Here is a 23,042-nt window from a genome sequence, read left to right as displayed (position 1 = left end):
ACATCAATACACGCAAGAGCCCTAAGATAATGGATAACGATTCAGTCACCTGAGATCGTTTTCTCTTTGCGTTTCACCTAATCGATAAAGGTATACCCAGATGTTTGGTTTCAATCGTACCAAAACAGATAAACTACAGGCACAGCAGTATCAAGCCCTGTGCGATGAAAGCCAAATGTTAAAGGCAATACGACGCAGCGCCCCCTACATCGAATTTACCATTGACGGTAAGATACTGACCGCCAATGAACAATTTCTGTCGGTTATCGGCTATTCTCTGGACGAGATCCAAGGGCAACACCATAGCCGTCTGTGCAGTCCATCACTGGCAGGTAGCGCTGCCTACCGCAACTTTTGGCAAAACCTCGCCAGAGGCCAGGCGAATCACGGCACCTTTCAGCGCCAACATAAAGATGGCTCAACCATCTGGATAGAGGCCACCTATGTGCCCGTTCCCGATGACACTGGGCGCATCACTAAGGTGATCAAAATAGCCAGCGATGTAACCCAGAAGAAACGTCTGGCCGAACAGCAAGAAGCGATTTTCAATGCATTAAATAAGTCTTTGGCCTATATCGAATTTACCCCCCTGGGGGAGATCATCTTTGCCAACGCTAACTTCTGCCGCGCCATGGGCTATAGCCTGAAAGAGCTTAAGGGACAACATCATCGTCTCTTTTGTACCGAGACCTTCTTACGCGATCACCCCCATTTCTGGCAAAACTTGGCCAAGGGTCAATTTGAATCGGGGATGTTCGAGCGTATCACCAAACAGGGCCAGCCCATCTGGTTAGAGGCAACCTATAATCCTGTGTTCGACGATGCCGGAAAGGTTGTTCGCGTTGTCAAACTGGCCAGTGACATCACCCCTCGCATCATTGATCAGCAGGCGGTGCATGAGGCTTCACAACTTGCTCATCAAAGTGCCCTAGAAACTGTCGATATTGCAGGACAAGGGGCGACAATGCTCAACGCTGCCACCAACCTGGCCAACGATATTGATAGCGCCGTATCTGAGGCCACTCAGCTCATGGCCGAACTGGCACAGCAGTCACAGCAGATCAGCCAAATTGTGCACACTATTGCCAAGGTTGCCGATCAAACTAACCTACTCGCTCTCAACGCGGCCATTGAAGCGGCGCGCGCCGGAGACCAGGGCCGTGGCTTCGCCGTGGTGGCCGATGAGGTGAGAACTCTCGCCGCCAACACCTCCAATGCCACCCAGGATATCGAGCATATTGTGGCCCGCAACAGCCAGCTAACTCAGGTATCAGAAAGGGGAATGCAATCGATTCAGGAGAAGGTTTCCCAGTCCAACCAACAACTGGCAACGACTCAACGCTTGATTGATGACATACGCCATGGCGCGCAGCAAGTCGCCGATACTGTCAACAATCTGGTCAACAACAGGTAACCACCCACTTGCTGACTAACTCCCCAAAAAATAAAGCCCGCATCGCGGGCTTTAATGTTTCAAAGCTATGTGACGCCTAAAGTAATCCAAAAACACGGCCCACTCCTTAATATTATTGATTCCCTGAAACGGCAGAGCTAGTCGACCTCACCATAGATATCACTAGGACACCTTCAAGCTCGCTGTATTTATACTAGACATAAACTGCTGATATTTCTTTTCTAATTGGATGAATAATCTTGATCCACTACACACTTGTTGGCGGAAAAGATCTCAATATCCTCCTTGTCAGGGTAAGATAATCCCCAAATAATTGAAGCAGGTCCGACAGAGACCCACTCATCATCAAAAGGTACCCACACTATGATAGGCACCCCCTATTCAAAAGGCGCCGTGCGCGCCATGCTGCTTGGATGTGGCGAACTCGGCAAAGAAGTTGCCATCGAACTGCAACGTCTGGGCGTTGAAGTGATCGGCGTCGACCGCTACCCCAACGCACCGGCCATGCAGGTCAGCCACAGATTCCATGTGATCAATATGCTCGATGGCGCAGCACTACGCGCTATCATAGAGCAAGAGAAGCCCCATCTGGTGATCCCAGAAATTGAGGCGATCGCCACCCAAACCTTGGTCGAGATGGAAGCCGAAGGACTTAATGTGGTCCCCACGGCGAAAGCGACCCAACTCACCATGGATCGTGAAGGGATCCGCCGCCTCGCCGCCGAGACCTTAGGACTGCCCACCTCACCCTACTTCTTCTGCGATACCCAAGGGGAGTTTGAACAGGCGGTGGCTAACATAGGCCTGCCTTGCGTGGTCAAGCCTGTCATGAGTTCATCGGGCAAGGGACAAAGCGTTATCCGCAGCCAGGATCAGATCTTAAAGGCCTGGCAATATGCCCAGGAAGGCGGCCGCGCCGGTGGCGGTAAAGTGATTGTCGAAGGCTTCGTGCCCTTCGATTATGAGATCACCCTACTCACCGTCAGTGCAGTTAATGGCATACACTTCTGTGAGCCGATTGGTCATCGCCAGGAAGATGGTGATTATCGCGAGTCATGGCAACCCCAGGCGATGAGCCCGGCTGTTCTCGACAAGGCGCAAGAGATTGGTCGCAAGGTGGTCGAAGCCTTGGGTGGCTATGGCCTGTTTGGCGTCGAGCTGTTTATCAAAGGCGATGAGGTTTACTTCTCTGAAGTTTCCCCCCGCCCTCACGATACCGGTCTGGTCACCCTGATCAGTCAAGACCTATCTGAGTTCGCCCTGCATGTGCGCGCCATCTTAGGCCTGCCGATCGCCAACATCAGCCAACATGGCCCATCGGCTTCGGCGGTTATTTTTGCCGAAGGCACTAGCCACAACATCGCCTATCGCGGCATGGCACACGCACTAATTGAGCCCGACACCCAGCTGAGACTGTTCGGCAAACCAGATATCGACGGTCGCCGCCGCCTCGGCGTAGGGCTCGCCCGCGGCGAAACGGTTGACCAGGCCATCGACAAGGCCCTTAATGTCGCAGGCCAAGTCGAAGTGCTGCTGGATTAATTGCAGCCATAAGCCAAAGGGCGCCAACTGGCGCCCTTGTTATTTTTCTGCTCTGAATCAAAGCACTAAAATCAAAGCACTAAAATCAAACCAGTTAGTTAACCAGATGCTGAGGGCTTCCCGCCAGAAACCCCTTAAGGTTTGCCACCGCAATGGCCAGCAGGTTCTGCCGAGCCTCAAGTGTGGCCCAGGCATTATGGGGGCTGATACTGATATTGACGGCGCTCAGCAAGGGATTATCATCACTTGGCGGCTCAGTCGACAAGACATCCACGCCAGCGGCGGCGATCTCGCCAGCTCGTAAGGCATCAGCCAATGCCCGTTCATCCACCAAGCCACCGCGCGCAGTGTTAATCAAGATGGCACTTGGCTTCATCGCAAGGAGGCGCTCACGGTTAATTAATTGCTCGGTATCACTCGTCAGTGGGCAGTGCAAGGAGATGATATCGGCCTGGGCAAACAGTTCTTCACGTTCACACCAGCGCACGCCATGCGGCAGGCCCTGTTTAGGCGAGCGCGTATTGACCAGCACCTGCATCTGAAATGCCAGGGCGATGGTCGCCACCTGAGCGCCGATATCCCCAAATCCTACCAGCCCTAACACCTTTCCTTTAAGTGACTGAAGCGGCGCTAAGGTAAAGCAGAAATCGGGCGACTGGGACCAAGCGCCAGACACCACGGCGTTATGATGATCCGCAAGGCGCTGGGTGTGATGCAGTATATGGGCAAACACCATTTGCGCCACGGCATCTGGGCCATAACCTGGTACATTGGTGACCTTAATCCCCAGCTCACTGGCGGCGGCGAGATCCACCACATTTGTGCCGGTGGCGAGCACGCCGATATACTCAAGTTCTGGCAAGGCTTTTAGGGTTTCTCGGTTTAGCACTGTCTTATTGGTCAGCAACACCCGCGCGCCTTGCGCCCTTGCCAACACCTCATCAGGCAAACTTCGGTCATAACAATGAAACTCTCCCAACTCGGCCAGTGGCTGCCAATCGAGATCGCCAGGGTTGAGGGTATAACCATCGAGTACAACGAGCTTCATAGGACCTCTCTGTTTCAGCGACTAAAAAGTGTATTTAAAACCCGCATTGACCTGTCCCTGCCACATAAGATCGGCACGGATATTCCAGATACAGCGGTTAGCATCACAAAACAGTGCATTATCACTGTTAATAAAAGTGGCATAGCCTCGGCCATCGGCAAATAGGCTGAAGTTATCGCTAAAAAGGTATTCGACGCCGCCACCTATGCCCATGGAAAAGCGTGACTCATCGGAATAGTCTCCCGATGGCCGCATTTGAGTCATCCCCGCACTCACTGTCACATAGGGGCGCCAATTGCCTCTGGGGAAATAGAGCGATCCACCCAGATGCAGGTAATTCAGTTCCAGCCTTGCAAGTCGATTGGGGGTAAACATCCCTGCGGCATGCATATCTGTGCTCTGATGACTATATAGAAAGTAGACATCACCAGGATCGCGGGTCTTCATCCCCAGCATGATACCGTAATGGCTCGCGGCCTCGATATCGATACTGCCCTCGACATTAGTGTCTAAGTCTGTGGCATCGAGTTCGCTGGTACCAAAGCTGTAACCACCAAAGGGGGCGATATAGATATCCGATTTCGCCGAGGCGGCTCCGGTTAGCAAGCTCGCCAAACATCCTATCAATACCATCAATACTGGTTTCATCGCCCTCTCCTTTTGTAGACAGTGATTACCGCAGGGCGCGCTCTTGTTTGACTCTGTCGTAAGCCGCCTGAATATCTTGCGCCTTCTGCTTTGCCAGCTCCATCATCTCTGCCGGTAAACCCTTGGCCACGAGCTTATCGGGATGGTGCTCGTTCATCAGCTTGCGATAGGCCCGTTTAACCGTCTGATCTGAGGCCTCTTCTGTCAGCCCCAAAACCTCATAGGCATCGTGAATAGAGGTCTGCTGCTTGCCCTGGCGCTGAAAATTAAACTCAGCCTGCCAACGCTTTAACAGGTCGTCTAGTTGCTCGCGGCTAAAGCCGAGCTCCTGCGCCACGGTTAAGAGTATGGCATGTTCTTTGGCGTCTAGCTGGGCATCGGACAGTGCCGTTTGGATCTGGATCTCCAGGAACATCTGCAGTAGCTCACGTCTCCCCATAGAGATCAGCCTGAAGGTGCGTAGCGACGCCTTAAGATCGAAATCCGCCGCCTTACCTTGAGTAAAGGCCGCTTGGGCCTCGCGCCTTGCATCGCCCGATAGGCGCATCTGATCCATCAAGGCCGTAGCCAAACGAATATCGTGTTCGGTCACCTGACCCGAGGCCTTGGCTACATGCCCCATCACCGCAAAAGCGGTATTAAAGAACAGCGCCTGACGATCGCTGCTCTTGCCCATCAGCTGCTCTATCTGGCCGCGCTTCTTATCGTAAAGATGCCCCAGCCAAAGCCCTATGATGCCGCCGATAATACGGCCAAACATAAAGCCGATGGCAAAACCAAAAAATTTACCCCAAATCTTCATCGAGAAACCTTACTCATTGATTGTGCCGCCCTTAATTCACTATCCAGTAAATGCAAACGCTCGGGGGTACCCACATCGCACCATAGGTGCGGGTAATGCTCGCCCCCGATTAGACCCTGTTGCATCTTTTGCCGCAGCAGCGGCGCCAAGGCGAAACGCCCCTCGGGAGTCCCCGCAAACAAACGCGGATGGTAAAGCCCCATGCCGGAAAAGGTCAACTTGGGCTCACCAGACTCTTGCACCCTACCGGCAACCAAGGCGAAATCCCCCTGAGGATGCTGCACGGGATTATCCACCAACCAGAGATAGGCTTCTTGCTCGCGCATCAGCTCGGCCACCAAGGCATGGGTCAGAGGCTGACCATTCACCATAGGTAGGCTATCGATATAGACATCACCATTGAGTACCAGAAAAGGCTCATCACCGAGTAGTGGTAGCGCGCGCTTAATGCCGCCACCCGTCTCCAGCGCCTCTGTCTCAGGGCTATAGTGAATGCTGACTCCCCAGGCGCTGCCATCGCCTAAATACGCTTCTAACTTATGCCCAAGCCAAGCATGATTTATGACGATCTCATTTATTCCCAGGGCGGCGAGCCGCTCTATGTGATAAACAATCAATGGCTTAGCGGCCACCGCCACCAAGGGTTTGGGCAAGGTATCGGTTAAGGGGCGTAAACGCTCACCTCGACCCGCAGCAAGAATCATCGCCTTCATCACATGGCTCCCATTTTTGGGATAACTTGGGTGTCTAACCAGGTGATGAAAGGGGTAAACTCAGGATATTGGGCGCCGATATCGCGCACATAACTCAGCGTCAGTGGAATATCTTTCATATAGCCAGGCTTAGCGTCGCGATAGTTGAGACGACAAAATATCCCCGCCGCCTTAAGGTGGCGCTGCATCCCCATTAGATCAAACCAGCGACGATACTGACTCAGCGAAACCGTTTCTTCGATTAACCCCAAGGTACGCATCTGCTGATAGTGCTGGCCAATCAAGGGAGTAACCACCTCGTCAGGCCAGCGCACATAACAGTCGCGCAGCAAAGAGACGGCGTCATAGGTGATAGGGCCAATCACCGCATCTTGAAAATCGATCACCGCCAGCTCATCATCACACAACATCAGATTACGGCTATGGTAGTCCCTGTGCATGCCCACTTTGGGTTGCTGGGCGACATTGTCGATAAGCAGCCCAAAACACTCATCTATCATATCCCGCGTCTGATTATCTATGTTTAGCTTTAGGTGATGCTGAACCAACCATTCGAGGAAGATGTTTAGCTCACGCAGGACAAACTCGTCGTCATAATCGGGCAGCGACTCGCCATCAGCCTCTGTGATAGTGAGCACTTGATCCAGCAAGGCCAGAGCGCGACCGTAATAATGACTCACATTGTTAGAATTTAATGCGTCCAGCAGCTGAGTGTCCCCTAGGTCGGAGAGCAGTAAAAAGCCTTGGGAAAGTTCGGCGGCCTTCACCTCAGGCGCCTTAATCCCTCGCGCTTGATAGGCGTTGGCTAAGGCAATAAAAGGGGCAACGGGCACCAGCTCCGGCGGGGAATCCATGGCGATAAAACTTTGCTTGGGTAATTGGACGCGAAAATAGCGACGAAAACTGGCATCCCCGGAAATCAATGCGACCTGAGCATCATCGCCTAAAGTTCGCGCTATCCATGAATTAAGGGCAAGAAATCTTGGATCTGACAAGGGCACCTCATGGCTCTTAGAAGAAAATTGCTTTATTATAAAGCAAAATAGAAACAGCAATTAAGATGATTCTATCTCTTTTGCTAAGTTGCTTCCCGACGGGGATGCAACTATTCTCACCGATAACTTGTCTAGACTAAGAATTCACTAAAACGATAAAAGATGCATATCCGTTACTTATTGGCATTGGCGCTACTCCCGCAGCTAGTCTTGGCAGACGAATCAGAGACCACTCCCGCGCCCGGTGCCCAGTGCCTGGTGTTGCCTCCGGTGCCTATTCCCGAGCCCAGCACAGATGAGCGCCCCTTAAATCTGCAGCAAATAAAGATAGTATCCGACTCATCGTCCGCCAAGATGGGTGATAAGGCGAGCTTTGAAGGTGATGTGAGCTTTAGTCAAGGCGGGCGCCATATCGCCGCCGACAGTGCCGTGCTGGATCAAGCCAATGAGCGCCTGGATGCCAATGGCAACCTGGTGTTTCAAGACAATATGTTTACCGTCACCGCCGACTCACTCAGCGCCGAGATGCGTAGTAACAGTGCCAAACTTAGCGGCGCCCAATATTGGATGCACGGCCAGCAGATACACGGCGATGCGGAAAGCCTTGAAATTACTCAGGACAACAACCTTCATCTGTCTAACACCAGCTTTACCACCTGCCCCCCTGGGGACACCTCTTGGTTGCTGGAAGCAGAAACCATTAAGATTGATAGCAGTGAAGAGTGGGGCGAGCTTTGGGATGCCAAGCTGAGAATAGGCGATGTCCCCGTTTTCTATCTACCCTATATGACGATTCCGGTTTCCGAGAAGCGCAAATCCGGCTTCCTGTTTCCCTTTTTCAGCACCAGCACCACCAATGGGGTCGAGATATCTACCCCTTACTATTGGAATATTGCGCCTGAATATGATCTGACCTTCACGCCTCATTACATGTCGGCGCGCGGTCTGTTTTTAAAATCGGAATTTAGATACCTCGCCGGCGATGATCAGCAAGGCCAACTCAACCTTGAATATCTGGGTAATGATCAGCTAGTGCCAAATCGTGCCGATCGCTACCTCTATCACTGGCAGCATAAAGGCGCTATTGCCGAAAACTGGCGAGTACTGGCTAACTTTACCGATGTGTCAGACAACAACTACTTCAATGATCTGCCATCGGACGTTTTGAGAGCCACAGACAACCAACTGTCTCGCATTGGCGAAATAGCCTATTTCGAGGACAACTGGGATCTCTCGGCCAGGGTGCAAGATATCAAGGTGTTGGGCGAAGATGAGTCTCCTTACCAGGTGATGCCTCAGATAGCGTTCAACTACCGTTCGCCTGCGCTGTGGAAAGGGCTAGATTTCAACCTCTTGGGTGAAGCCAGTAACTTCCGTCATAAAGAGAACCAGTACGCTACGGCCAGCCGTTTGCACATAGAGCCAAGTGTGTCGCTACCCATTCATGGCCCGGCAGGCTCGCTTACTAGCGAACTTAAGTTAATGCAAACCAACTACTGGCAAGATACCACCAACTACAATGGTACCGAGCCACTCGACAGCTCGGTCAGCCGTACCTTGCCTCAGGTACGTATCCATGGCCAGATCAACTTCGAGCGTTTTACCGACTTCTTCGATGTTAACTATCGCCAGACGCTGGAGCCACAATTCCAGTATTTGTATGTGGGATATGAAGATCAGTCCAATATTGGCATCTATGACACCGCCCTGCTGCAAGAAGACTACTATGGCCTGTTCAGGGATCGTCGCTTCTCCGGGTTAGATCGCATCGCCGATGCCAATCAGATGACCTTAGGCTTAACCACTCGCCTGTTTGATGAGCACAACTTAGAGCGTTTTAAGTTCAGCTTAGGGCAGATCTTCTATTTCGAAGACAGTAAAGTAGGGATCACCGAACCCTCGCGCCCTAACCAGATATTTGAGCAGCAAAACACCTCCAACTCTGTGTTAGCGGCCGAACTCAACACCCAGTTATACAGCGATTGGTTTTTAAGTGGTGCCATTCAATATGACACTGAAAACAAAAACAACAAGAAGAGCGAAGTCACCCTGGATTTCAGGCCTGGGGTCAACAAGCTCATGCAATTTAGCTATCGATACGTACCCGATTTAGTTAACAGCAACACCAACGAATCTGTTAATGTGTCGCAGACGGGCTTACGTGCCGCTTGGCCAATCAACGATAACTGGTATATCGTCGGCAACTGGTATTACGATCTCAATGAGAATCGTAGTGTCGAGAGCTACACAGGATTTCAATACGAATCTTGTTGCTGGGCCGTGCGCTTAAGTTATCATTACCGCATTAAAACCAATTATGATGACAACCTGGATCCGACCTTCGATGACAGAGAGCTATTCGAAAGCGGCTTCTACCTGAATTTTGTGATCAAAGGATTGGGAGGCTCAGGCCCACTAGGTGTATCGGATATGCTCAACGATGGTCTCTTTAACTATCGCAAGCCACTCTACCTGAGAAACTAGTTTTTGATATTTAGTGCGCTTTAAGCTGAACCTAGATACGGACTTGTAGTCCAATCAAAATAATCGAATTACATCGTCGGTCGACGTGCGTGTTGACCGACCTGAATATGCCAAGGATTTTTGTGGATGAAACCCTGTAAACAACTGATTTTTGCTTTACTTACACTGGTGATGAGCCACGGTGCGATGGCCGAAAACGTCCCTCTCGACAGGGTGACAGTACAAATAAACGAAGGCATAGTGCTGGAAAGCGAAATCGTCAACATGTTGAAGACAGTGAAAGCCAATGCAAAGGCCGCTGGTCAGTCACTGCCTTCAGATAAAGCACTGCGCACTCAGGTGATCGAGCGCCTTATCATGACTCGCCTACAATTACAGATGGCCGACCGTATTGGTCTGCACATCGGCGATCTACAACTGGATCAAACCATTGAGAATATCGCCAAAGAACAGAAAATGACTCCAGATATGATGCGCGAGCAGTTAGAAGCTGACGGTATCAGTTGGAGTCAGTACCGCGAACAGCTGCGTGAAGAGATCACCCTAGGTGAGATCCAGCGAATTCAGGTTCAGCGTCGCATTCAGGTATCTCCACAAGAGATCAACAGCCTGGTTAAGCTCATTGAAGAACAGGGCATGCAACAGGTGGAATACCAGATAGGCCATATTCTTATCGAAGTCCCCAACAGTCCCAACAGTGAACAGCTTGAATCTGCCAGTAACCGCGCCAATGCCGTACTCAAACGCCTGCAAGATAATGCTGACTTCAAACAAACCGCTATCGCCTCCTCGTCAGGCCCTAAGGCTCTCGAAGGCGGTATCTGGGATTATATGAACGTCAATGAGATGCCAACTCTCTTTGCCGAGCTATTGGTAGGCGCCAAAACCGGAGATATTATTGGCCCAGTGCGTAGCGGCGCCGGTTTCCACATCATCAAGGTGATGGATGCCCGTGGTCTGCAAACTAAAGAAATTGACGAAGTGCGTTCGCGCCATATACTGATCAAACCTTCACCGATCCTGTCGGAAGAGCGCGCTAAGGCGATGCTGGATAAGTTTGTCGCTCAGCTAAGATCAGGCGAAGCCGACTTTGCCAGCCTAGCACGTCAGTACAGCGAAGACCCTGGCTCTGCAACCAAGGGCGGTGAACTGGGCTGGGCAGACCCATCGGTCTATGTACCCGCCTTTGCACAAACACTTAACGCACTGAAGATTAACGAGATCAGTGAGCCGTTTCGCTCTAGCCATGGCTGGCATATTGTCCAGTTAGAGGAGAAACGTAAGACGGATGCAACGGATAAATTTAACACTAATCGCGCACATCAGCTCATCTTCCGCCGTAAGTTTAATGAAGAATTGCAAAACTGGCTGGATGAAATGCGAGCAGAAGCTTACATTGAAGTATTCGATGCCGATTTTAATCGAGGTTAACCATATTGACGACTAAACGCATCGCCATCACACCGGGAGAACCAGCCGGTGTGGGCCCAGACTTAGTCATTCAACTTGCTCAGCGCGCTTGGCCCGCTGAGCTTGTTGTTTGTGCCGACCCCACATTGCTGACCTCGCGCGCCAAAAAGATTGGCCTGCCGATTCAGCTAAGGCCTTATCAGCCAAGTCAGCCTCCAAGACCACAAGAAGCGGGCACCTTAACCATAGTGCCCTTCCCGCTGGTCAACGATGCGGTATGCGGCAAACTCGATGAGCAGAACAGCAGCTATGTTATAGACACCTTGGCTTACGCCGGTGAAAAGAACATGAATGGCGAGTTCGATGCCGTGGTTACAGGCCCAGTGCACAAAGGGATCATCAACCAAGCTGGTATCCCTTTCAGTGGTCACACCGAGTTTTTTGCCCATCAGGCTAACTGCCAGGATGTGGTGATGTTACTGGCAGCGCCAGGCCTGCAAGTTGCCTTGGTCACCACACATATTCCACTGGCGTATGTCTCTAAGGCGATCACCCGTGATCGCCTGCATCAGATCATCAAGATTCTGCATCAGGATCTGGTGACCAAGTTTGCCATAGACAACCCCAAGATCTATGTCTGTGGCCTTAACCCCCACGCAGGCGAAGATGGTCATCTGGGACGGGAAGAGATAGACGTCATCATTCCCGCACTCAACGAGCTGCGCGAACAAAACATGCACATAGTAGGCCCACTGCCTGCGGACACTCTGTTCCAGCCCAAGTATCTGGAAGATGCCGATGTGATCCTCGCCATGTATCACGATCAGGGGCTCCCAGTATTAAAATCCCAAGGATTTGGCAGTTCGGTCAACATCACCTTAGGCCTGCCCTATATCCGAACCTCGGTCGATCACGGCACGGCATTAGAGCTGGCCGGCACAGGCAAGGCCGATATCGGCAGTTTCGTCTGTGCGCTAAACAAGGCCATCGAACTGGCCACCAAGAATGAGTCACTTAAAGAGTAGTAATGAGTAATAAAGTACATTTAGGCCATACGGCTAGAAAACGTTTCGGGCAGAACTTTTTGACCGACAGCAATGTGATCAACCGCATCGTGGGCGCCATCGCTCCGGACAATGATCACGTGATGGTTGAAATTGGCCCAGGCCTAGCGGCACTCACCGAACCTGTAGCCGAAAGCATAGACAAACTGACAGTCGTTGAGCTGGATAAAGATCTGGTTGAACGCCTTCAGACCCATCCTTTCCTCAAGGATAAGCTTGAGATCCATCAAGGGGATGCGCTGAAATTTGACTTTATGCAGCTGGTCGAAGAAGGCAAACAGATGAAGGTATTTGGTAACCTTCCCTATAACATCTCAACACCGCTGATGTTCCATCTGTTTGAGTTTGCCGATCATATTGAAAACATGCACTTTATGCTGCAGAAAGAGGTGGTACTGAGACTCTCAGCGGCGCCAGGCACTAAAGCTTATGGCCGCCTCACTGTAATGGCACAATATTTCTGTCAGGTCATGCCGGTACTCGAAGTACCACCAGGCTGTTTTACACCACCGCCTAAGGTCGATTCAGCGGTTGTACGACTCGTGCCCTACAAGAACAAGCCTTACCCCTGCAAGGATGTAGACCTGTTAAGGCATCTGTGCACTACGGCCTTTAATATGCGTCGTAAGACACTGCGCAACAATCTAAAGCAGCTATTAAGCGACGAGGACTTCAGCACGCTTAATATCGATGCCAGCAAGCGTCCAGAGCAGATCACTGTGGCCCAATATGTTGCCATGGCAAATCATCTGGTAGATAAAAAACAAGCCTAATCAAGGTGGAGGTGCCTTGGCACCTCCACTTTTTAACCTTTAGGGATCCGAATGAAACAACTCGAATCCTCAATCAAAATTGAGGTCAAAACCGACTACATCGAAGAGCAATCTTCACCCGAAGAAGAGAGATACCTGTTCAGCTATACCATCACCATAGTTAATTTAGGTGATCAGCCCGTGACCTTAAAGAGCCGCATGTGGAGCATCACTGATGCCAACGGCCATGAAAGTAAGGTTCAAGGAGCTGGCGTTGTCGGCGAAACTCCCACCATAGCGCCTAATAGCGCCTATCAATATACCAGCGGCACTGTATGTGAAACGCCATTTGCCGTGATGCAAGGCCACTACGTGATGGTCACCGAAAGCGGTGAAACCTTTAAAGCCCCTATCGCCCCCTTCCGCCTTGCAGCTCCCGGCCTGCTTCATTAATCGCACTAAAGGATATAGGTAATTCATGGCGACATATTTCGTAGGCGACATTCAGGGCTGTTTCGATGAACTTCAGGCCCTGCTTGCTAAGGTGGCTTTTAATCCCTCGACCGACGAACTCTGGGTGGTCGGCGATATGGTCGCCAGAGGTACGCAGTCGCTCGAAACCCTAAGGTACCTCAAAGGGCTAGAAGGCGCCGTAAAACCAGTACTGGGTAACCATGACCTGCATCTTATGGCGCTGCATGGCAAGATTAAACGCCCTAACCCTAAAGATCACCTCGACGCCTTACTGAGCGCCCCGGATATAGCCCAGCTGATCGATTGGCTAAGGCTACAGCCTTTGGTCAGGGAACATTCAGACCAGGCCATTCTGATGGCCCACGCGGGAATACCGCCACAATGGGACGCCGCAACCGCAATAGAAGAGTCTCGCCAGGTTCAGCAAGTTCTCAGCCGCGATGACTATGTCGACTGCCTTATAAGCAAGATGTACACCAACGAATCTAGCCATTGGCAGCCAGATGCTCAGGGGCTGGCACGCTGGGTGTATACCATCAATGCCCTGACCCGCATGCGTTTTCTTTATCCCGATGGTCGATTAGACTTTGATTGTAAACTGCCGCCAGCACAGGGAGAGGAAGTTGGTCTTATCCCTTGGTATAAGCAGCCAAACTTGGCCATGGAAAAACATACTTTGGTCTTCGGCCACTGGGCCGCACTAATGGGCAAGGTCGACCAGATAGGCTTGCATGCACTGGACACTGGCTGCTGCTGGGGTCAATATTTAACCCTTTGGCATCTTGAATCAAATCAAAAAATTACCCAAAATAAGTTAAAAAAGAGTTAAACTACAACCAAGTTTGGCCGATACAAAGCTAGCGGGCATCACCCGCACCCCCTGAGAATATGTTTTGTAATTAGGGATATAACAACAAAAACCGGAGTGCCCTATGAAATTGAATGTCGCCACTCGAGTCATTGGTGGATTTAGCGTCGTCACATTACTGCTTATCGTGTTAGGAGTGGCGTCACTGGTCACCAACGACAGTATCAAGAGTAGCACCCTTGTTTTGCAAGACCTGAGCCTACCAGCGCTAAAGAGTAGCAATGGCCTGACTCAAAACCTTGCCCTACAGGAGAAGCAACTCCTAGTGGCTTTCCATAGCAAGCAATCCAAAGAACTCCCTCAAGTTCGCAATCAATTTACCACTTTTAGTAAAGGTTTTCTGAGTGAGTTAGATCAGCTTAATCGCATTATTCAGGGACACGAAGCCAACTTAGGGAATCAGATCAAGACACTAAGATCCAGCTACCAAACCTTTACCGACAACAGCCTCAAAATGATGCAGGCTCGCGAGCAGTCACTGCACACTCAAGAGTCTCTGATAGATGACCTGGATAACCTTGAAGTCGCCGCTGATGATACCGCCTCGCTCCTACTTGATCTTATCGATCTGGAGACAAGCGAAGATCCCACAGACAGGGAGATTGCTGCGACAGCCAGCAACATAGACAACAGCTTCAGCAACCTGATCACCAGCAGCTATGACCTAGTCAATAGTAAAGAAAAGTCCAAGTACGACACGATTCTCAAGGAACTTGACTACATCATCAGTGAAGCCCAAAACAAACTCGAATACGTTGAGCGTCATTGGGAAGGCGTTATCGACCAAGAGATCCTGGACAATATCAATACCGAAGCGGGTAAGGTCTTTGCCATGCTTAACGGTCCCCAATCGCTCCTTAAGCGTAAAGGACAGCAGCTGGATTTCAACCTGCAGGCCGGTCAACTCCTTACCAGGGTTGAGTCTGACGCCACAGCGGTCAATCAAAGCATGGCTAGCTTGAATAAAGCCATTGAGTCGACCTCACAGGAGGTCAGTGTCAAGGCGATCGAAAAAGTCGATAGCGCCAGTTATCAGACCCTGGCGCTGGTATTAATCGCCATAGTCGTCGCCGTACTGGTGAGTATCGCCGTTATCCGTCCGCTCAAGCATTCGCTCGATAAAGTAAATAATGCCCTCAACATCCTGGCCTCTGGGAATTTGACTCATAAGCTCGACGATAGCGGTCATGATGAATTTGCCGAACTTTCTCGCAACTGTAACCGACTGGTAGATAGCCTGCGCACCCTGATCCAGGGAATTTTAGATCGCTCAAACCAACTGGCTGCCGCAGCTGAGGAAACCTCAGCCATCACGGCTCAAACGACGGCGGGTATTCAGGAGCAGAAGAACCAAGTGGATCAAGTCGCCACCGCTACCACCCAGCTAAGCTCGAGTGCTATGCAGGTGAGCACCAGCGCCGATGAGGCTCTGAATCAGATTAGGCAGGCAGATGAAGAAGCCCAGCACATGCGCGCCATCGCCGATGAGAATAAACGCACCATACTCGCCTTAGCAGACGAAGTCTCGAAGGCGGGTCAAGTGATCAATAAAGTGCATTCCGACAGCGCTTCTATCGGCTCAATCCTCGATGTGATCCGTGGCATTGCCGAACAAACCAACCTGCTAGCCTTAAACGCCGCTATTGAAGCCGCCAGAGCGGGTGAGCAAGGTCGTGGTTTTGCCGTGGTCGCCGATGAAGTCCGCAGCCTGGCATCACGCACACAAGACTCTACCCAAGAGATCCAGCAGATGATCCAGGTGCTACAACAGGGCACACAAGAAGCGGTCTCTGTAATGGAGCTGGGACGTCAACAAGCCAATAGCTGTGTCGAGAAGACTGAGCAGGCTAATGAGGCCCTGGAAAGCATCAGCAATGCGGTACATTTCGCCCATGACTCAGGCACTCATATCGCTAATGCGGCTCAAGAACAGAACCTGGTTAGTCAGCAGGTGTCTGAGAAGCTCGAACATATTGCCGCCATCTCTGAAGAGACAGCCACAGGCGCCGATCAAACGGCTCAATCGAGTCATCAGGTGGCTCAGCTGGCCGAAGAGCTGCAGGCTTCTGTAGGTGAGTTTAAGGTTTAATCACCAAGCAGCCACAAAAAAACCGGACTTAAGTCCGGTTTTTTGTGGCTAACTGAAAAGTCTTCTAACGATTAGTTACCAGCAAGACGTTCCTTTATTGCAGCGGTAATCGGACTGCCGCCATGGCCGTTACCCTCGGCCCATTCGACAACTGTCATACCATCGGCTTCCTTAGCACTTAAATCATCGGTAGAGAGTCGCTTGGCCATAAACTCACCCACGTCATTAGCGCCACTCTTCATGGCGAAACGTAACAGGCTATCGCCATCACAGGCCACACCTTCATAAACGTTTCGTAACTTTACACGGGCTTCTTTCAATTTTTTGCGTAAACGGTTTTTGTCATCAGCCTGAACATAGTTGCAGATATTCGCAACAAGTTGATCATTAGCTTGTACTGGCGCCGGAACGGTATAGACAGACGCTGCAATCACTACAGCTAACGTAGTCGGTAAAAAACGCATCGGGTACTCCTATAATATTTATTATTTTTTTCAATAGGCTATCGCTAATCCGATAGCTTAAAGACAACTCGGGGTAACACCGTAATTTAACATTTTTTTACCAAATTGATAAAGCGATATTCCAAACCTTTATCATTTATGTGAGATTCACTCTGAAGAAGCTGCCAGCTGCCATCGTCCCACTCGGGGAAGTGGGTATCACCAGCAACGTCGAGATTAATTTCGGTTAAATAGAGAATATCTGCGTGAGGCAGAAGCTCGGCATATAACTGGCCACCACCTATCACCACCAACTCATCACAACCTTTAACGACTTCCTTAGCCTGTTCAAAAGAGGTCACACAGGTTACGCCTTCAATCACCAAATCTGCCTGACGGCTGACCACGATATTATGGCGACCCGGCAATGGTCGACCGATGGACTCGAAGGTCTTACGGCCCATTACGACCGGCTTACCTAAGGTCATCTGCTTAAAATGGCGCAGATCTTCCGGTAGATGCCAAGGCATCTGATTATCTTTACCGATAACCCGGTTATTCGCCATCGCGGCGATCATTGCAATTTTCATGGGCTCTCCAACGGTCTATTGCCGTTTCTTTAATTAAGAATTAGATCACTGAACGGGTACGAAAATAGAGCAAACTGGGCATAGCCAATCCCACTGACAGTGCGCCTAAAATGAAGATAGTCTTCAAACCATTACTGATCACCTCGGCAGTCAGTTCTGGACTCACCTCAGACATAGCCGTCAACTGAACCAAAGCAATAACCGTATTGTAGGCATAAGTGCCAGGAATCATCGGGATGATCGCCGCAACCGCATACATGAGCGGTGGGGCAAGATGTCTCTTCGCAAAACCTATGGTTAATACGCCAACTAAGGCTGCGGCCACAAAAGTGCCCCACTCTATCGGCATGCCAAAATGCATTAGCAAGGTACGCAGACTGTGTCCTAGGGAACCGGCAAGCGCGCAATAGGGTAAGAACCGTCTCGGCACATTGAATACCATGGCGAACCCCACCGCAGGCACCGCAGAGAACAGAGCATCATTTAGCAGCTTAATGAGCAGATCCATCATAGGAAGAGTCCTCCTAACTGCATGGCTATGGTGATCCCAATAACCGATGACACGGTTAATAGAGTGGCGTGTCCCCAACGAGAGATCCCAACATTCAGATGTCCCTTCACCATATCAGAAATGGCGTTGATCATAGGAAAGCCTGGGACCAACATCAGCACGCTGGCAGCCATGGGCAACTTGGGCGTATCAGTCAGATGCAGGTGATACCCCATCTGCGCCACCAGTGTGGTGACAAAGGCGGTAACAGCAAAGTTCAACAGCAAGTTAAAATGTCGCTTGGCAATAGCGAGACGAACCGACATACCCACTGAGGAAGCTAATATGGTGATCAGCACAGCCACGGTATCGCCACCAAACAGGTGACAAAAGCTACCGCAGGAGAGGCCTATCATAGGCACTAAATAGCGCTTGGGATAGCTCTTGGGTTGAATACGGGCGACACGCTTACGCACCTCATTGAGGCCGTAGATCCCCTTTTCGGTCAACAGGCAGATCCGCTGTAATTCGCAGATGATGCTCATATTGATACCATGTTCGCGAATCCGTCTGGTCGTCGTAATACAACGCCCATGCACCAAGCTGGTTAGTACGAGTGAGTTAGAGGAGATAGAGATCTCGACGCTTGCGAGACCTAATGCCTGACCTAAACGCTGACTGATCTCTTCAACGAGTTCAGACTCAGCGCCATAGGCCAGTAACAGTTGAGCAACCCGGACGACCTGCCGGGTAATATCATTTTGAGTATCGGCGTACACAATTCTCTCAGAATGAAAGTGGTAATTTAACGAGCTTACCTTTGATAGATGATTTCGACGTCATAGTCATCATCATCGAAATCATCGTCAAAGTCGTCATCATAATCTTCGTTGACCACTTCCTGACTCTTCTGATGATAGTTATCCCACTTGAATTCGACCTCTGCATCGGGATCTTTCTCGACTTCTGGCGGCAATGAGTCGATAAAGTCCATCAGCTTGAGCGCCAATTCCTGGGTGCCTTGACGGTTATAGGCCGAGATACAGAAAACTTCTCCCTGCCAATCCAGCTCTTTTACAATACGATCGACACGCTCTTGAACCTCTTCCTCAAGTAGCAGATCGGTTTTGTTAAATACCAACCAACGAGGCTTGCTGGCCAGCAACGGAGAGTGCTTCTCTAGCTCACCGACAATAGCTCTGGCACTGTCAACCGGATCTGTGCCATCGATAGGCTCGATATCCAGGATATGCAGCAGTACACGGCAACGCTCGAGGTGCTTAAGGAATCGAATACCTAAGCCAGCACCTTCGGCTGCGCCTTCGATCAATCCAGGAATATCGGCGATCACAAAGCTCTGGCCATGTCTTGGCGTAACAACCCCTAGGTTTGGCACTAAGGTGGTAAACGGATAATCGGCAACCTTAGGCTTAGCACGCGACACAGAGCGAATAAAGGTCGACTTACCTGCGTTTGGCATACCAAGCAAGCCCACATCAGCCAGGAGCATCAACTCGAGTCTCAAGCTGCGAACTTCACCAGGAGTACCTAAGGTCTTTTGACGTGGCGCGCGGTTAGTACTGCTCTTAAAGCGAGTGTTACCTAGGCCATGGAAACCACCTTTGGCCACCAAAAGCTTTTGACCATGGGCTTTAAGATCCCCTAACGCCTCTTGAGTTTCCTCATCGACAGCGCGGGTCCCTACTGGCACCTTTAAGATAAGATCTTTACCACCATGACCGGTACAATCACGGCCGCGGCCATTCTGACCACGTTCTGCAAAATGAAAACGTTCAAAACGGTAATCGATCAAAGTATTGAGGTTTTCGTCGGCCTCCAGATAGACACTGCCGCCATCGCCACCATCGCCACCATCAGGCCCACCATCAGGCACATACTTTTCGCGTCGAAAACTAACGCAACCACTACCGCCATCACCAGCTTCAACTCTGATCACAGCTTCATCGACAAACTTCATACCAACTCCAGGCGCCGAACAATAGACCGATTATACTGCCTATCGAATCGTACCGCCAAAAAACAATGATGCGACTGCCTCTGCCATCTAGGGGGCTAAGACAATACTGGACTGGTGCTGGAGCAAGGATTCGGCTCATTTCACCAGTAAATATTCTTCATAAACAATAAAGCCCTACCAGAGGCAGGGCTTTAGAAACTAGCTTTGGTGAGCTAAGTATTAAGCTTCGATGCTAACGAACTTACGGTTGTTAGGACCTTTAACTTCGAACTTAACTTTACCGTCAGATAGTGCAAATAGAGTATGGTCACGACCGATACCTACGTTAACACCTGCGTGGAACTTAGTACCACGTTGACGAACGATGATGTTACCAGCTAAAACTGATTCACCACCGAAACGCTTAACACCAAGACGTTTGCTTTCTGAATCGCGGCCGTTACGAGTAGAACCGCCAGCTTTTTTATGTGCCATTAGTCAGACTCCTTATTAAGCGTTGATAGCTGTAATTTTGACTTCGGTGAACCACTGACGGTGGCCCATCTTCTTATCGTGGTGCTTACGACGACGGAACTTAACGATAGTTACCTTTTCGCCACGGCCATGGCTGACAACTTCAGCAACAACCTTACCACCTTCAACTAAAGGTGCACCAACGTGTACAGTTTCACCATCAGCAACCAAAAGAACTTGGTCAAATTCGATAGTTTCACCTGTAGCAACTTCTAATTTCTCTAGACGTACAGTATGGCCTTCAGCAACACGGTGTTGCTTACCACCACTTTGAAAAACAGCGTACATAGCTATTTTACTCCGATATTTCTAGCACGCAGACCCTTTTTGTTTGGCCGGGTGCTATAAAAGCTTTAATGACAATGGTCGCGGAGTTTACGCTAAGTTCGCCTGGCTGACAAGTCCTAATTCGCTTTGATCAAAAAAAGATCGGAATTACTCGCACAATACTCTTCTGCTACTGTCAGGCGAGGCATTTTTAGGTAGAATCTGGTAATTATAACATTTTCGCCTTAATTTGGGCTGTCTGATTTACTCCGCAACCCTAAAAGTAGAGCCATTATATGGATTTGAATGCCATTCGTCAGCTGGCAGACGCTGATATGAAAGCCGTCGACCGACTTATTTATAAGCAGTTGGATTCGGATGTCGCCCTTATTAACCAACTCGGATTCTACATCATCAACGGCGGGGGCAAGCGTATGCGGCCGCTGCTCTCTATCTTAGCTGCCCGTGCTATCGACTACGAAGGCGAAGCACATCTTAAATTGGCTGCAATCGTAGAGTTCATTCATACCGCTTCTCTACTGCATGACGACGTAGTTGATGAGTCTATGTTAAGACGCGGCCGAGAAACTGCCAATGCCCTATTTGGCAATAGCGCCAGCGTATTAGTAGGGGATTTCCTCTATACCCGCTCATTTCAGATGATGACCGAGCTTAAGAGCATGCAGGTTCTTGAGGTGCTCGCCGATGCCACTAACGTATTGGCCGAAGGTGAAGTGCTTCAGTTAATGAACTGCAACGATCCGGACACCACCGAAGAAAGCTATATGCGGGTGATCTATTGCAAGACCGCCAAACTATTCGAGGCAGCCACACGTCTCGCTGGCGTACTGGCCGATAGCAGCATAGAGGTACAAACCGCCCTTGCCGACTATGGTAAATACTTAGGCACAGCCTTTCAGCTTACCGACGACCTGCTCGACTATACTGCCGACACCGAAGAGCTGGGCAAAAACATAGGTGATGACTTAGCCGAGGGTAAACCTACTCTGCCACTGATCTACGCCATAGCCAATGGAAATGAGATCGAACGCCAATTGATCCGCGATGCAATCGAACAAGGCGACGGTACAGGACACATAGAAACCATACTAAATGCACTACAAGAGTGTGGTGCCCTTAACTATACAGAGAAAAGGGCTCAGGAAGAGGCTGAGAAAGCGATACGCGCCTTAGATATTATCCCTGATAGCGACTACAAGCAGGCTTTGATATCCCTTGCTAAAATCGCTGTCGCGCGCAATCACTAATTAGAGCAAGTCTTCAAGCTTGCGATGCGTCGATAACATCACACATAAAAAAATGGAGCCAATTGGCTCCATTTTTTATTCAGGACTAAACCTTACTCACACTGTGTCTTACTTAACGAAGTCGACACCTAGAGTGATATCGGCTTTCAGTGTATCTAGCATAGCGTCACGAGCGTTAGCTTCAAACTCGCTCACTTCACCATAAGCAAGTACTTGCTCAACACCATTCTTACCCAGAAGTACTGGTTGTGCGAAGAACTCGGCATGTTCACTGCCACCATCAACATAGGCACATTCCACCACATTCGCTTCGCCCTGTAGGCCACGAACCAGTGACAGACCGAAACGACAAGCCGCTTGACCCATAGAAAGTGTCGCGCTGCCGCCACCGGCTTTAGCTTCAACCACTTCAGTACCAGCGTTCTGGATACGAGTAGTTAGTGCAGCCACTTCTTCATCAGAGAAGCTTACGCCTTCAACTTGAGATAGCAGAGGCAGAATAGTCACGCCACTGTGGCCACCAATAACGTTAACTTTAACGTCAGCAACATTCAGACCTTTCGCTTCGGCAACGAAAGTTTCAGAACGGATAACATCAAGTGTCGTCACACCGAACAGACGGTTCTTATCGTAAACACCCGCCGCTTTTAACACCTCAGCAGCAATAGCCACTGTAGTGTTCACTGGGTTAGTGATAATACCAATCAGCGCCTTAGGACAAGTTGCTGCACACTTCTCAACCAGGTTTCTTACGATACCCGCATTGATGTTAAATAGATCTGAGCGATCCATACCAGGCTTACGTGCAACACCTGCAGAGATAAGTACCACATCGGCACCTTCTAACGCTGGCGTTGGATCTTCACCCGCAAAACCTTTAACTTCAACAGCCGTAGGGATATGGCTTAAGTCTACAGCAACACCAGGAGTGACTGGTGCTATATCATAAAGGGATAGTTTTGAACCGGCAGGCAATTGAGTTTTAAGTAGTAGGGCAAGAGCCTGGCCAATACCACCGGCGGCACCAAGTACAGCAACTTTCATAGTTATCTCCGTTAATTCTTGGATATTATGTGATATAGATCTAGATTTACCGATGGCGCAACATTACTGGAATCACGGTAAAAATTCAATTATCCCTTAGTCGTGTGGCCAGATAATTTCATTTTATCGTTGCAAGCTGCCATTTA

Annotated in this window: 23 protein-coding genes; 10 read left to right on the top strand and 13 right to left on the bottom strand. The window is 50.1% G+C overall.

Annotation, left to right across the window (positions count from 1 at the left end; translation table 11 throughout):
* The first annotated feature begins 100 nt into the window (after positions 1-100).
* Together L2712_RS01875 and purT are read left to right on the top strand one after the other, a co-directional pair.
* A complete protein-coding gene (locus tag L2712_RS01875; RefSeq protein ID WP_248976720.1) occupies positions 101-1,414 on the top strand; it encodes a methyl-accepting chemotaxis protein in 1,314 nt (437 codons plus the stop codon).
* Positions 1,415-1,777: 363 nt separating this feature from the next.
* Positions 1,778-2,956 carry a formate-dependent phosphoribosylglycinamide formyltransferase gene (purT, locus tag L2712_RS01870; RefSeq protein ID WP_248976719.1) on the top strand — a complete coding sequence of 393 codons (1,179 nt, stop codon included), beginning with the start codon at positions 1,778-1,780 and terminating at the stop codon, positions 2,954-2,956.
* A gap of 94 nt (positions 2,957-3,050) precedes the next feature.
* On the opposite strand, the gene L2712_RS01865 is transcribed toward purT, so the two are convergent.
* From L2712_RS01865 to L2712_RS01845, 5 genes are read right to left on the bottom strand one after another with little or no spacing between them, the layout of a single operon-like run.
* The gene (locus L2712_RS01865; protein ID WP_248976718.1) at positions 3,051-4,004 is read right to left on the bottom strand and encodes a D-2-hydroxyacid dehydrogenase; all 954 of its coding nucleotides are present in this window, start codon (positions 4,002-4,004) and stop codon (positions 3,051-3,053) included.
* Between the two features lie 21 nt (positions 4,005-4,025).
* Positions 4,026-4,652 carry an outer membrane beta-barrel protein gene (locus tag L2712_RS01860; protein WP_033537968.1) on the bottom strand — a complete coding sequence of 209 codons (627 nt, stop codon included), beginning with the start codon at positions 4,650-4,652 and terminating at the stop codon, positions 4,026-4,028.
* A gap of 25 nt (positions 4,653-4,677) precedes the next feature.
* Entirely contained in the window at positions 4,678-5,454 is a 777-nt protein-coding gene (djlA, locus tag L2712_RS01855; RefSeq protein ID WP_088905343.1) for a co-chaperone DjlA, read from the bottom strand.
* The gene (gene murU / locus L2712_RS01850; protein ID WP_248976717.1) at positions 5,451-6,167 is read right to left on the bottom strand and encodes an N-acetylmuramate alpha-1-phosphate uridylyltransferase MurU; all 717 of its coding nucleotides are present in this window, start codon (positions 6,165-6,167) and stop codon (positions 5,451-5,453) included. The genes djlA and murU overlap by 4 nt, the downstream gene beginning before the upstream one ends.
* Positions 6,167-7,168, bottom strand: a complete 1,002-nt coding sequence (locus L2712_RS01845) for an aminoglycoside phosphotransferase family protein (protein ID WP_248976716.1) — start codon at positions 7,166-7,168, stop codon at positions 6,167-6,169. The genes murU and L2712_RS01845 overlap by 1 nt, the downstream gene beginning before the upstream one ends.
* Before the next feature lie 156 nt (positions 7,169-7,324).
* Here L2712_RS01845 and lptD point away from each other — a divergent pair, with 156 nt between their 5' ends.
* From lptD to L2712_RS01810, 7 genes are all read left to right on the top strand, one after another.
* Positions 7,325-9,646: an LPS assembly protein LptD gene (gene lptD, locus L2712_RS01840; protein ID WP_248976715.1), complete on the top strand. Its 2,322-nt coding sequence runs from the start codon at positions 7,325-7,327 to the stop codon at positions 9,644-9,646.
* A 126-nt stretch (positions 9,647-9,772) separates the two neighbouring features.
* Positions 9,773-11,077, top strand: a complete 1,305-nt coding sequence (surA, locus tag L2712_RS01835; protein ID WP_248976714.1) for a peptidylprolyl isomerase SurA — start codon at positions 9,773-9,775, stop codon at positions 11,075-11,077.
* Between the two features lie 5 nt (positions 11,078-11,082).
* Positions 11,083-12,081, top strand: coding sequence for a 4-hydroxythreonine-4-phosphate dehydrogenase PdxA (gene pdxA / locus L2712_RS01830; RefSeq protein WP_033537963.1), 999 nt, complete (start codon positions 11,083-11,085; stop codon positions 12,079-12,081).
* A gap of 2 nt (positions 12,082-12,083) precedes the next feature.
* Entirely contained in the window at positions 12,084-12,893 is an 810-nt protein-coding gene (gene rsmA / locus L2712_RS01825) for a 16S rRNA (adenine(1518)-N(6)/adenine(1519)-N(6))-dimethyltransferase RsmA (RefSeq protein ID WP_088905349.1), read from the top strand.
* A gap of 51 nt (positions 12,894-12,944) precedes the next feature.
* Positions 12,945-13,325 carry a Co2+/Mg2+ efflux protein ApaG gene (gene apaG, locus L2712_RS01820; RefSeq protein WP_248976713.1) on the top strand — a complete coding sequence of 127 codons (381 nt, stop codon included), beginning with the start codon at positions 12,945-12,947 and terminating at the stop codon, positions 13,323-13,325.
* A gap of 25 nt (positions 13,326-13,350) precedes the next feature.
* Entirely contained in the window at positions 13,351-14,175 is an 825-nt protein-coding gene (locus L2712_RS01815) for a symmetrical bis(5'-nucleosyl)-tetraphosphatase (RefSeq protein WP_248976712.1), read from the top strand.
* A 103-nt stretch (positions 14,176-14,278) separates the two neighbouring features.
* Positions 14,279-16,303, top strand: coding sequence for a methyl-accepting chemotaxis protein (locus L2712_RS01810; protein WP_088905351.1), 2,025 nt, complete (start codon positions 14,279-14,281; stop codon positions 16,301-16,303).
* Between the two features lie 71 nt (positions 16,304-16,374).
* On the opposite strand, the gene L2712_RS01805 is transcribed toward L2712_RS01810, so the two are convergent.
* The 7 genes from L2712_RS01805 to rplU all read right to left on the bottom strand — a co-directional run bounded on the left by L2712_RS01805 (position 16,375) and on the right by rplU (position 20,605).
* A complete protein-coding gene (locus L2712_RS01805) occupies positions 16,375-16,767 on the bottom strand; it encodes a DUF3718 domain-containing protein (protein WP_248976711.1) in 393 nt (130 codons plus the stop codon).
* An 86-nt stretch (positions 16,768-16,853) separates the two neighbouring features.
* Positions 16,854-17,336: a type 3 dihydrofolate reductase gene (folA, locus tag L2712_RS01800; protein ID WP_248976710.1), complete on the bottom strand. Its 483-nt coding sequence runs from the start codon at positions 17,334-17,336 to the stop codon at positions 16,854-16,856.
* A 40-nt stretch (positions 17,337-17,376) separates the two neighbouring features.
* Complete coding sequence (locus L2712_RS01795) at positions 17,377-17,847, bottom strand: threonine/serine exporter family protein (RefSeq protein WP_033537956.1); 471 nt, start codon at positions 17,845-17,847, stop codon at positions 17,377-17,379.
* Complete coding sequence (locus tag L2712_RS01790) at positions 17,844-18,605, bottom strand: threonine/serine exporter family protein (RefSeq protein WP_248976709.1); 762 nt, start codon at positions 18,603-18,605, stop codon at positions 17,844-17,846. Before L2712_RS01790 ends, L2712_RS01795 begins: the two co-directional genes overlap by 4 nt.
* Before the next feature lie 35 nt (positions 18,606-18,640).
* A complete protein-coding gene (gene cgtA, locus L2712_RS01785; RefSeq protein WP_248976708.1) occupies positions 18,641-19,804 on the bottom strand; it encodes an Obg family GTPase CgtA in 1,164 nt (387 codons plus the stop codon).
* A 219-nt stretch (positions 19,805-20,023) separates the two neighbouring features.
* Positions 20,024-20,278: a 50S ribosomal protein L27 gene (gene rpmA / locus L2712_RS01780; protein ID WP_033537953.1), complete on the bottom strand. Its 255-nt coding sequence runs from the start codon at positions 20,276-20,278 to the stop codon at positions 20,024-20,026.
* Between the two features lie 15 nt (positions 20,279-20,293).
* Positions 20,294-20,605, bottom strand: coding sequence for a 50S ribosomal protein L21 (rplU, locus tag L2712_RS01775; RefSeq protein WP_033537952.1), 312 nt, complete (start codon positions 20,603-20,605; stop codon positions 20,294-20,296).
* A 275-nt stretch (positions 20,606-20,880) separates the two neighbouring features.
* Between rplU and ispB the strand changes: the two genes are divergently transcribed.
* Complete coding sequence (ispB, locus tag L2712_RS01770) at positions 20,881-21,852, top strand: octaprenyl diphosphate synthase (RefSeq protein WP_248976707.1); 972 nt, start codon at positions 20,881-20,883, stop codon at positions 21,850-21,852.
* Between the two features lie 108 nt (positions 21,853-21,960).
* Here the strand turns inward: ispB and mdh are convergent, their stop codons facing one another.
* The gene (gene mdh / locus L2712_RS01765; RefSeq protein WP_033537950.1) at positions 21,961-22,896 is read right to left on the bottom strand and encodes a malate dehydrogenase; all 936 of its coding nucleotides are present in this window, start codon (positions 22,894-22,896) and stop codon (positions 21,961-21,963) included.
* Positions 22,897-23,042 lie beyond the last annotated feature (146 nt).

This window comes from Shewanella marisflavi (assembly GCF_023283925.1).
GTDB lineage: Bacteria > Pseudomonadota > Gammaproteobacteria > Enterobacterales > Shewanellaceae > Shewanella > Shewanella marisflavi.
The sequence above is the reverse complement of the archived record's forward strand: the minus strand, read 5'-3'. Positions and strand labels throughout refer to the sequence as shown.

What these genes read in the sequence shown, in the direction of transcription:
- L2712_RS01875 (WP_248976720.1), top strand. Translation starts at nt 101, where the DNA reads ATGTTTGGTTTCAATCGTACCAAAACAGATAAACTACAGGCACAGCAG.
- purT (WP_248976719.1), top strand. Translation starts at nt 1,778, where the DNA reads ATGATAGGCACCCCCTATTCAAAAGGCGCCGTGCGCGCCATGCTGCTT.
- L2712_RS01865 (WP_248976718.1), bottom strand. Translation starts at nt 4,004, where the DNA reads ATGAAGCTCGTTGTACTCGATGGTTATACCCTCAACCCTGGCGATCTC.
- L2712_RS01860 (WP_033537968.1), bottom strand. Translation starts at nt 4,652, where the DNA reads ATGAAACCAGTATTGATGGTATTGATAGGATGTTTGGCGAGCTTGCTA.
- djlA (WP_088905343.1), bottom strand. Translation starts at nt 5,454, where the DNA reads ATGAAGATTTGGGGTAAATTTTTTGGTTTTGCCATCGGCTTTATGTTT.
- murU (WP_248976717.1), bottom strand. Translation starts at nt 6,167, where the DNA reads ATGAAGGCGATGATTCTTGCTGCGGGTCGAGGTGAGCGTTTACGCCCC.
- lptD (WP_248976715.1), top strand. Translation starts at nt 7,325, where the DNA reads ATGCATATCCGTTACTTATTGGCATTGGCGCTACTCCCGCAGCTAGTC.
- surA (WP_248976714.1), top strand. Translation starts at nt 9,773, where the DNA reads ATGAAACCCTGTAAACAACTGATTTTTGCTTTACTTACACTGGTGATG.
- rsmA (WP_088905349.1), top strand. Translation starts at nt 12,084, where the DNA reads ATGAGTAATAAAGTACATTTAGGCCATACGGCTAGAAAACGTTTCGGG.
- apaG (WP_248976713.1), top strand. Translation starts at nt 12,945, where the DNA reads ATGAAACAACTCGAATCCTCAATCAAAATTGAGGTCAAAACCGACTAC.
- L2712_RS01815 (WP_248976712.1), top strand. Translation starts at nt 13,351, where the DNA reads ATGGCGACATATTTCGTAGGCGACATTCAGGGCTGTTTCGATGAACTT.
- L2712_RS01810 (WP_088905351.1), top strand. Translation starts at nt 14,279, where the DNA reads ATGAAATTGAATGTCGCCACTCGAGTCATTGGTGGATTTAGCGTCGTC.
- L2712_RS01805 (WP_248976711.1), bottom strand. Translation starts at nt 16,767, where the DNA reads ATGCGTTTTTTACCGACTACGTTAGCTGTAGTGATTGCAGCGTCTGTC.
- folA (WP_248976710.1), bottom strand. Translation starts at nt 17,336, where the DNA reads ATGAAAATTGCAATGATCGCCGCGATGGCGAATAACCGGGTTATCGGT.
- L2712_RS01795 (WP_033537956.1), bottom strand. Translation starts at nt 17,847, where the DNA reads ATGATGGATCTGCTCATTAAGCTGCTAAATGATGCTCTGTTCTCTGCG.
- cgtA (WP_248976708.1), bottom strand. Translation starts at nt 19,804, where the DNA reads ATGAAGTTTGTCGATGAAGCTGTGATCAGAGTTGAAGCTGGTGATGGC.
- rpmA (WP_033537953.1), bottom strand. Translation starts at nt 20,278, where the DNA reads ATGGCACATAAAAAAGCTGGCGGTTCTACTCGTAACGGCCGCGATTCA.
- rplU (WP_033537952.1), bottom strand. Translation starts at nt 20,605, where the DNA reads ATGTACGCTGTTTTTCAAAGTGGTGGTAAGCAACACCGTGTTGCTGAA.
- ispB (WP_248976707.1), top strand. Translation starts at nt 20,881, where the DNA reads ATGGATTTGAATGCCATTCGTCAGCTGGCAGACGCTGATATGAAAGCC.
- mdh (WP_033537950.1), bottom strand. Translation starts at nt 22,896, where the DNA reads ATGAAAGTTGCTGTACTTGGTGCCGCCGGTGGTATTGGCCAGGCTCTT.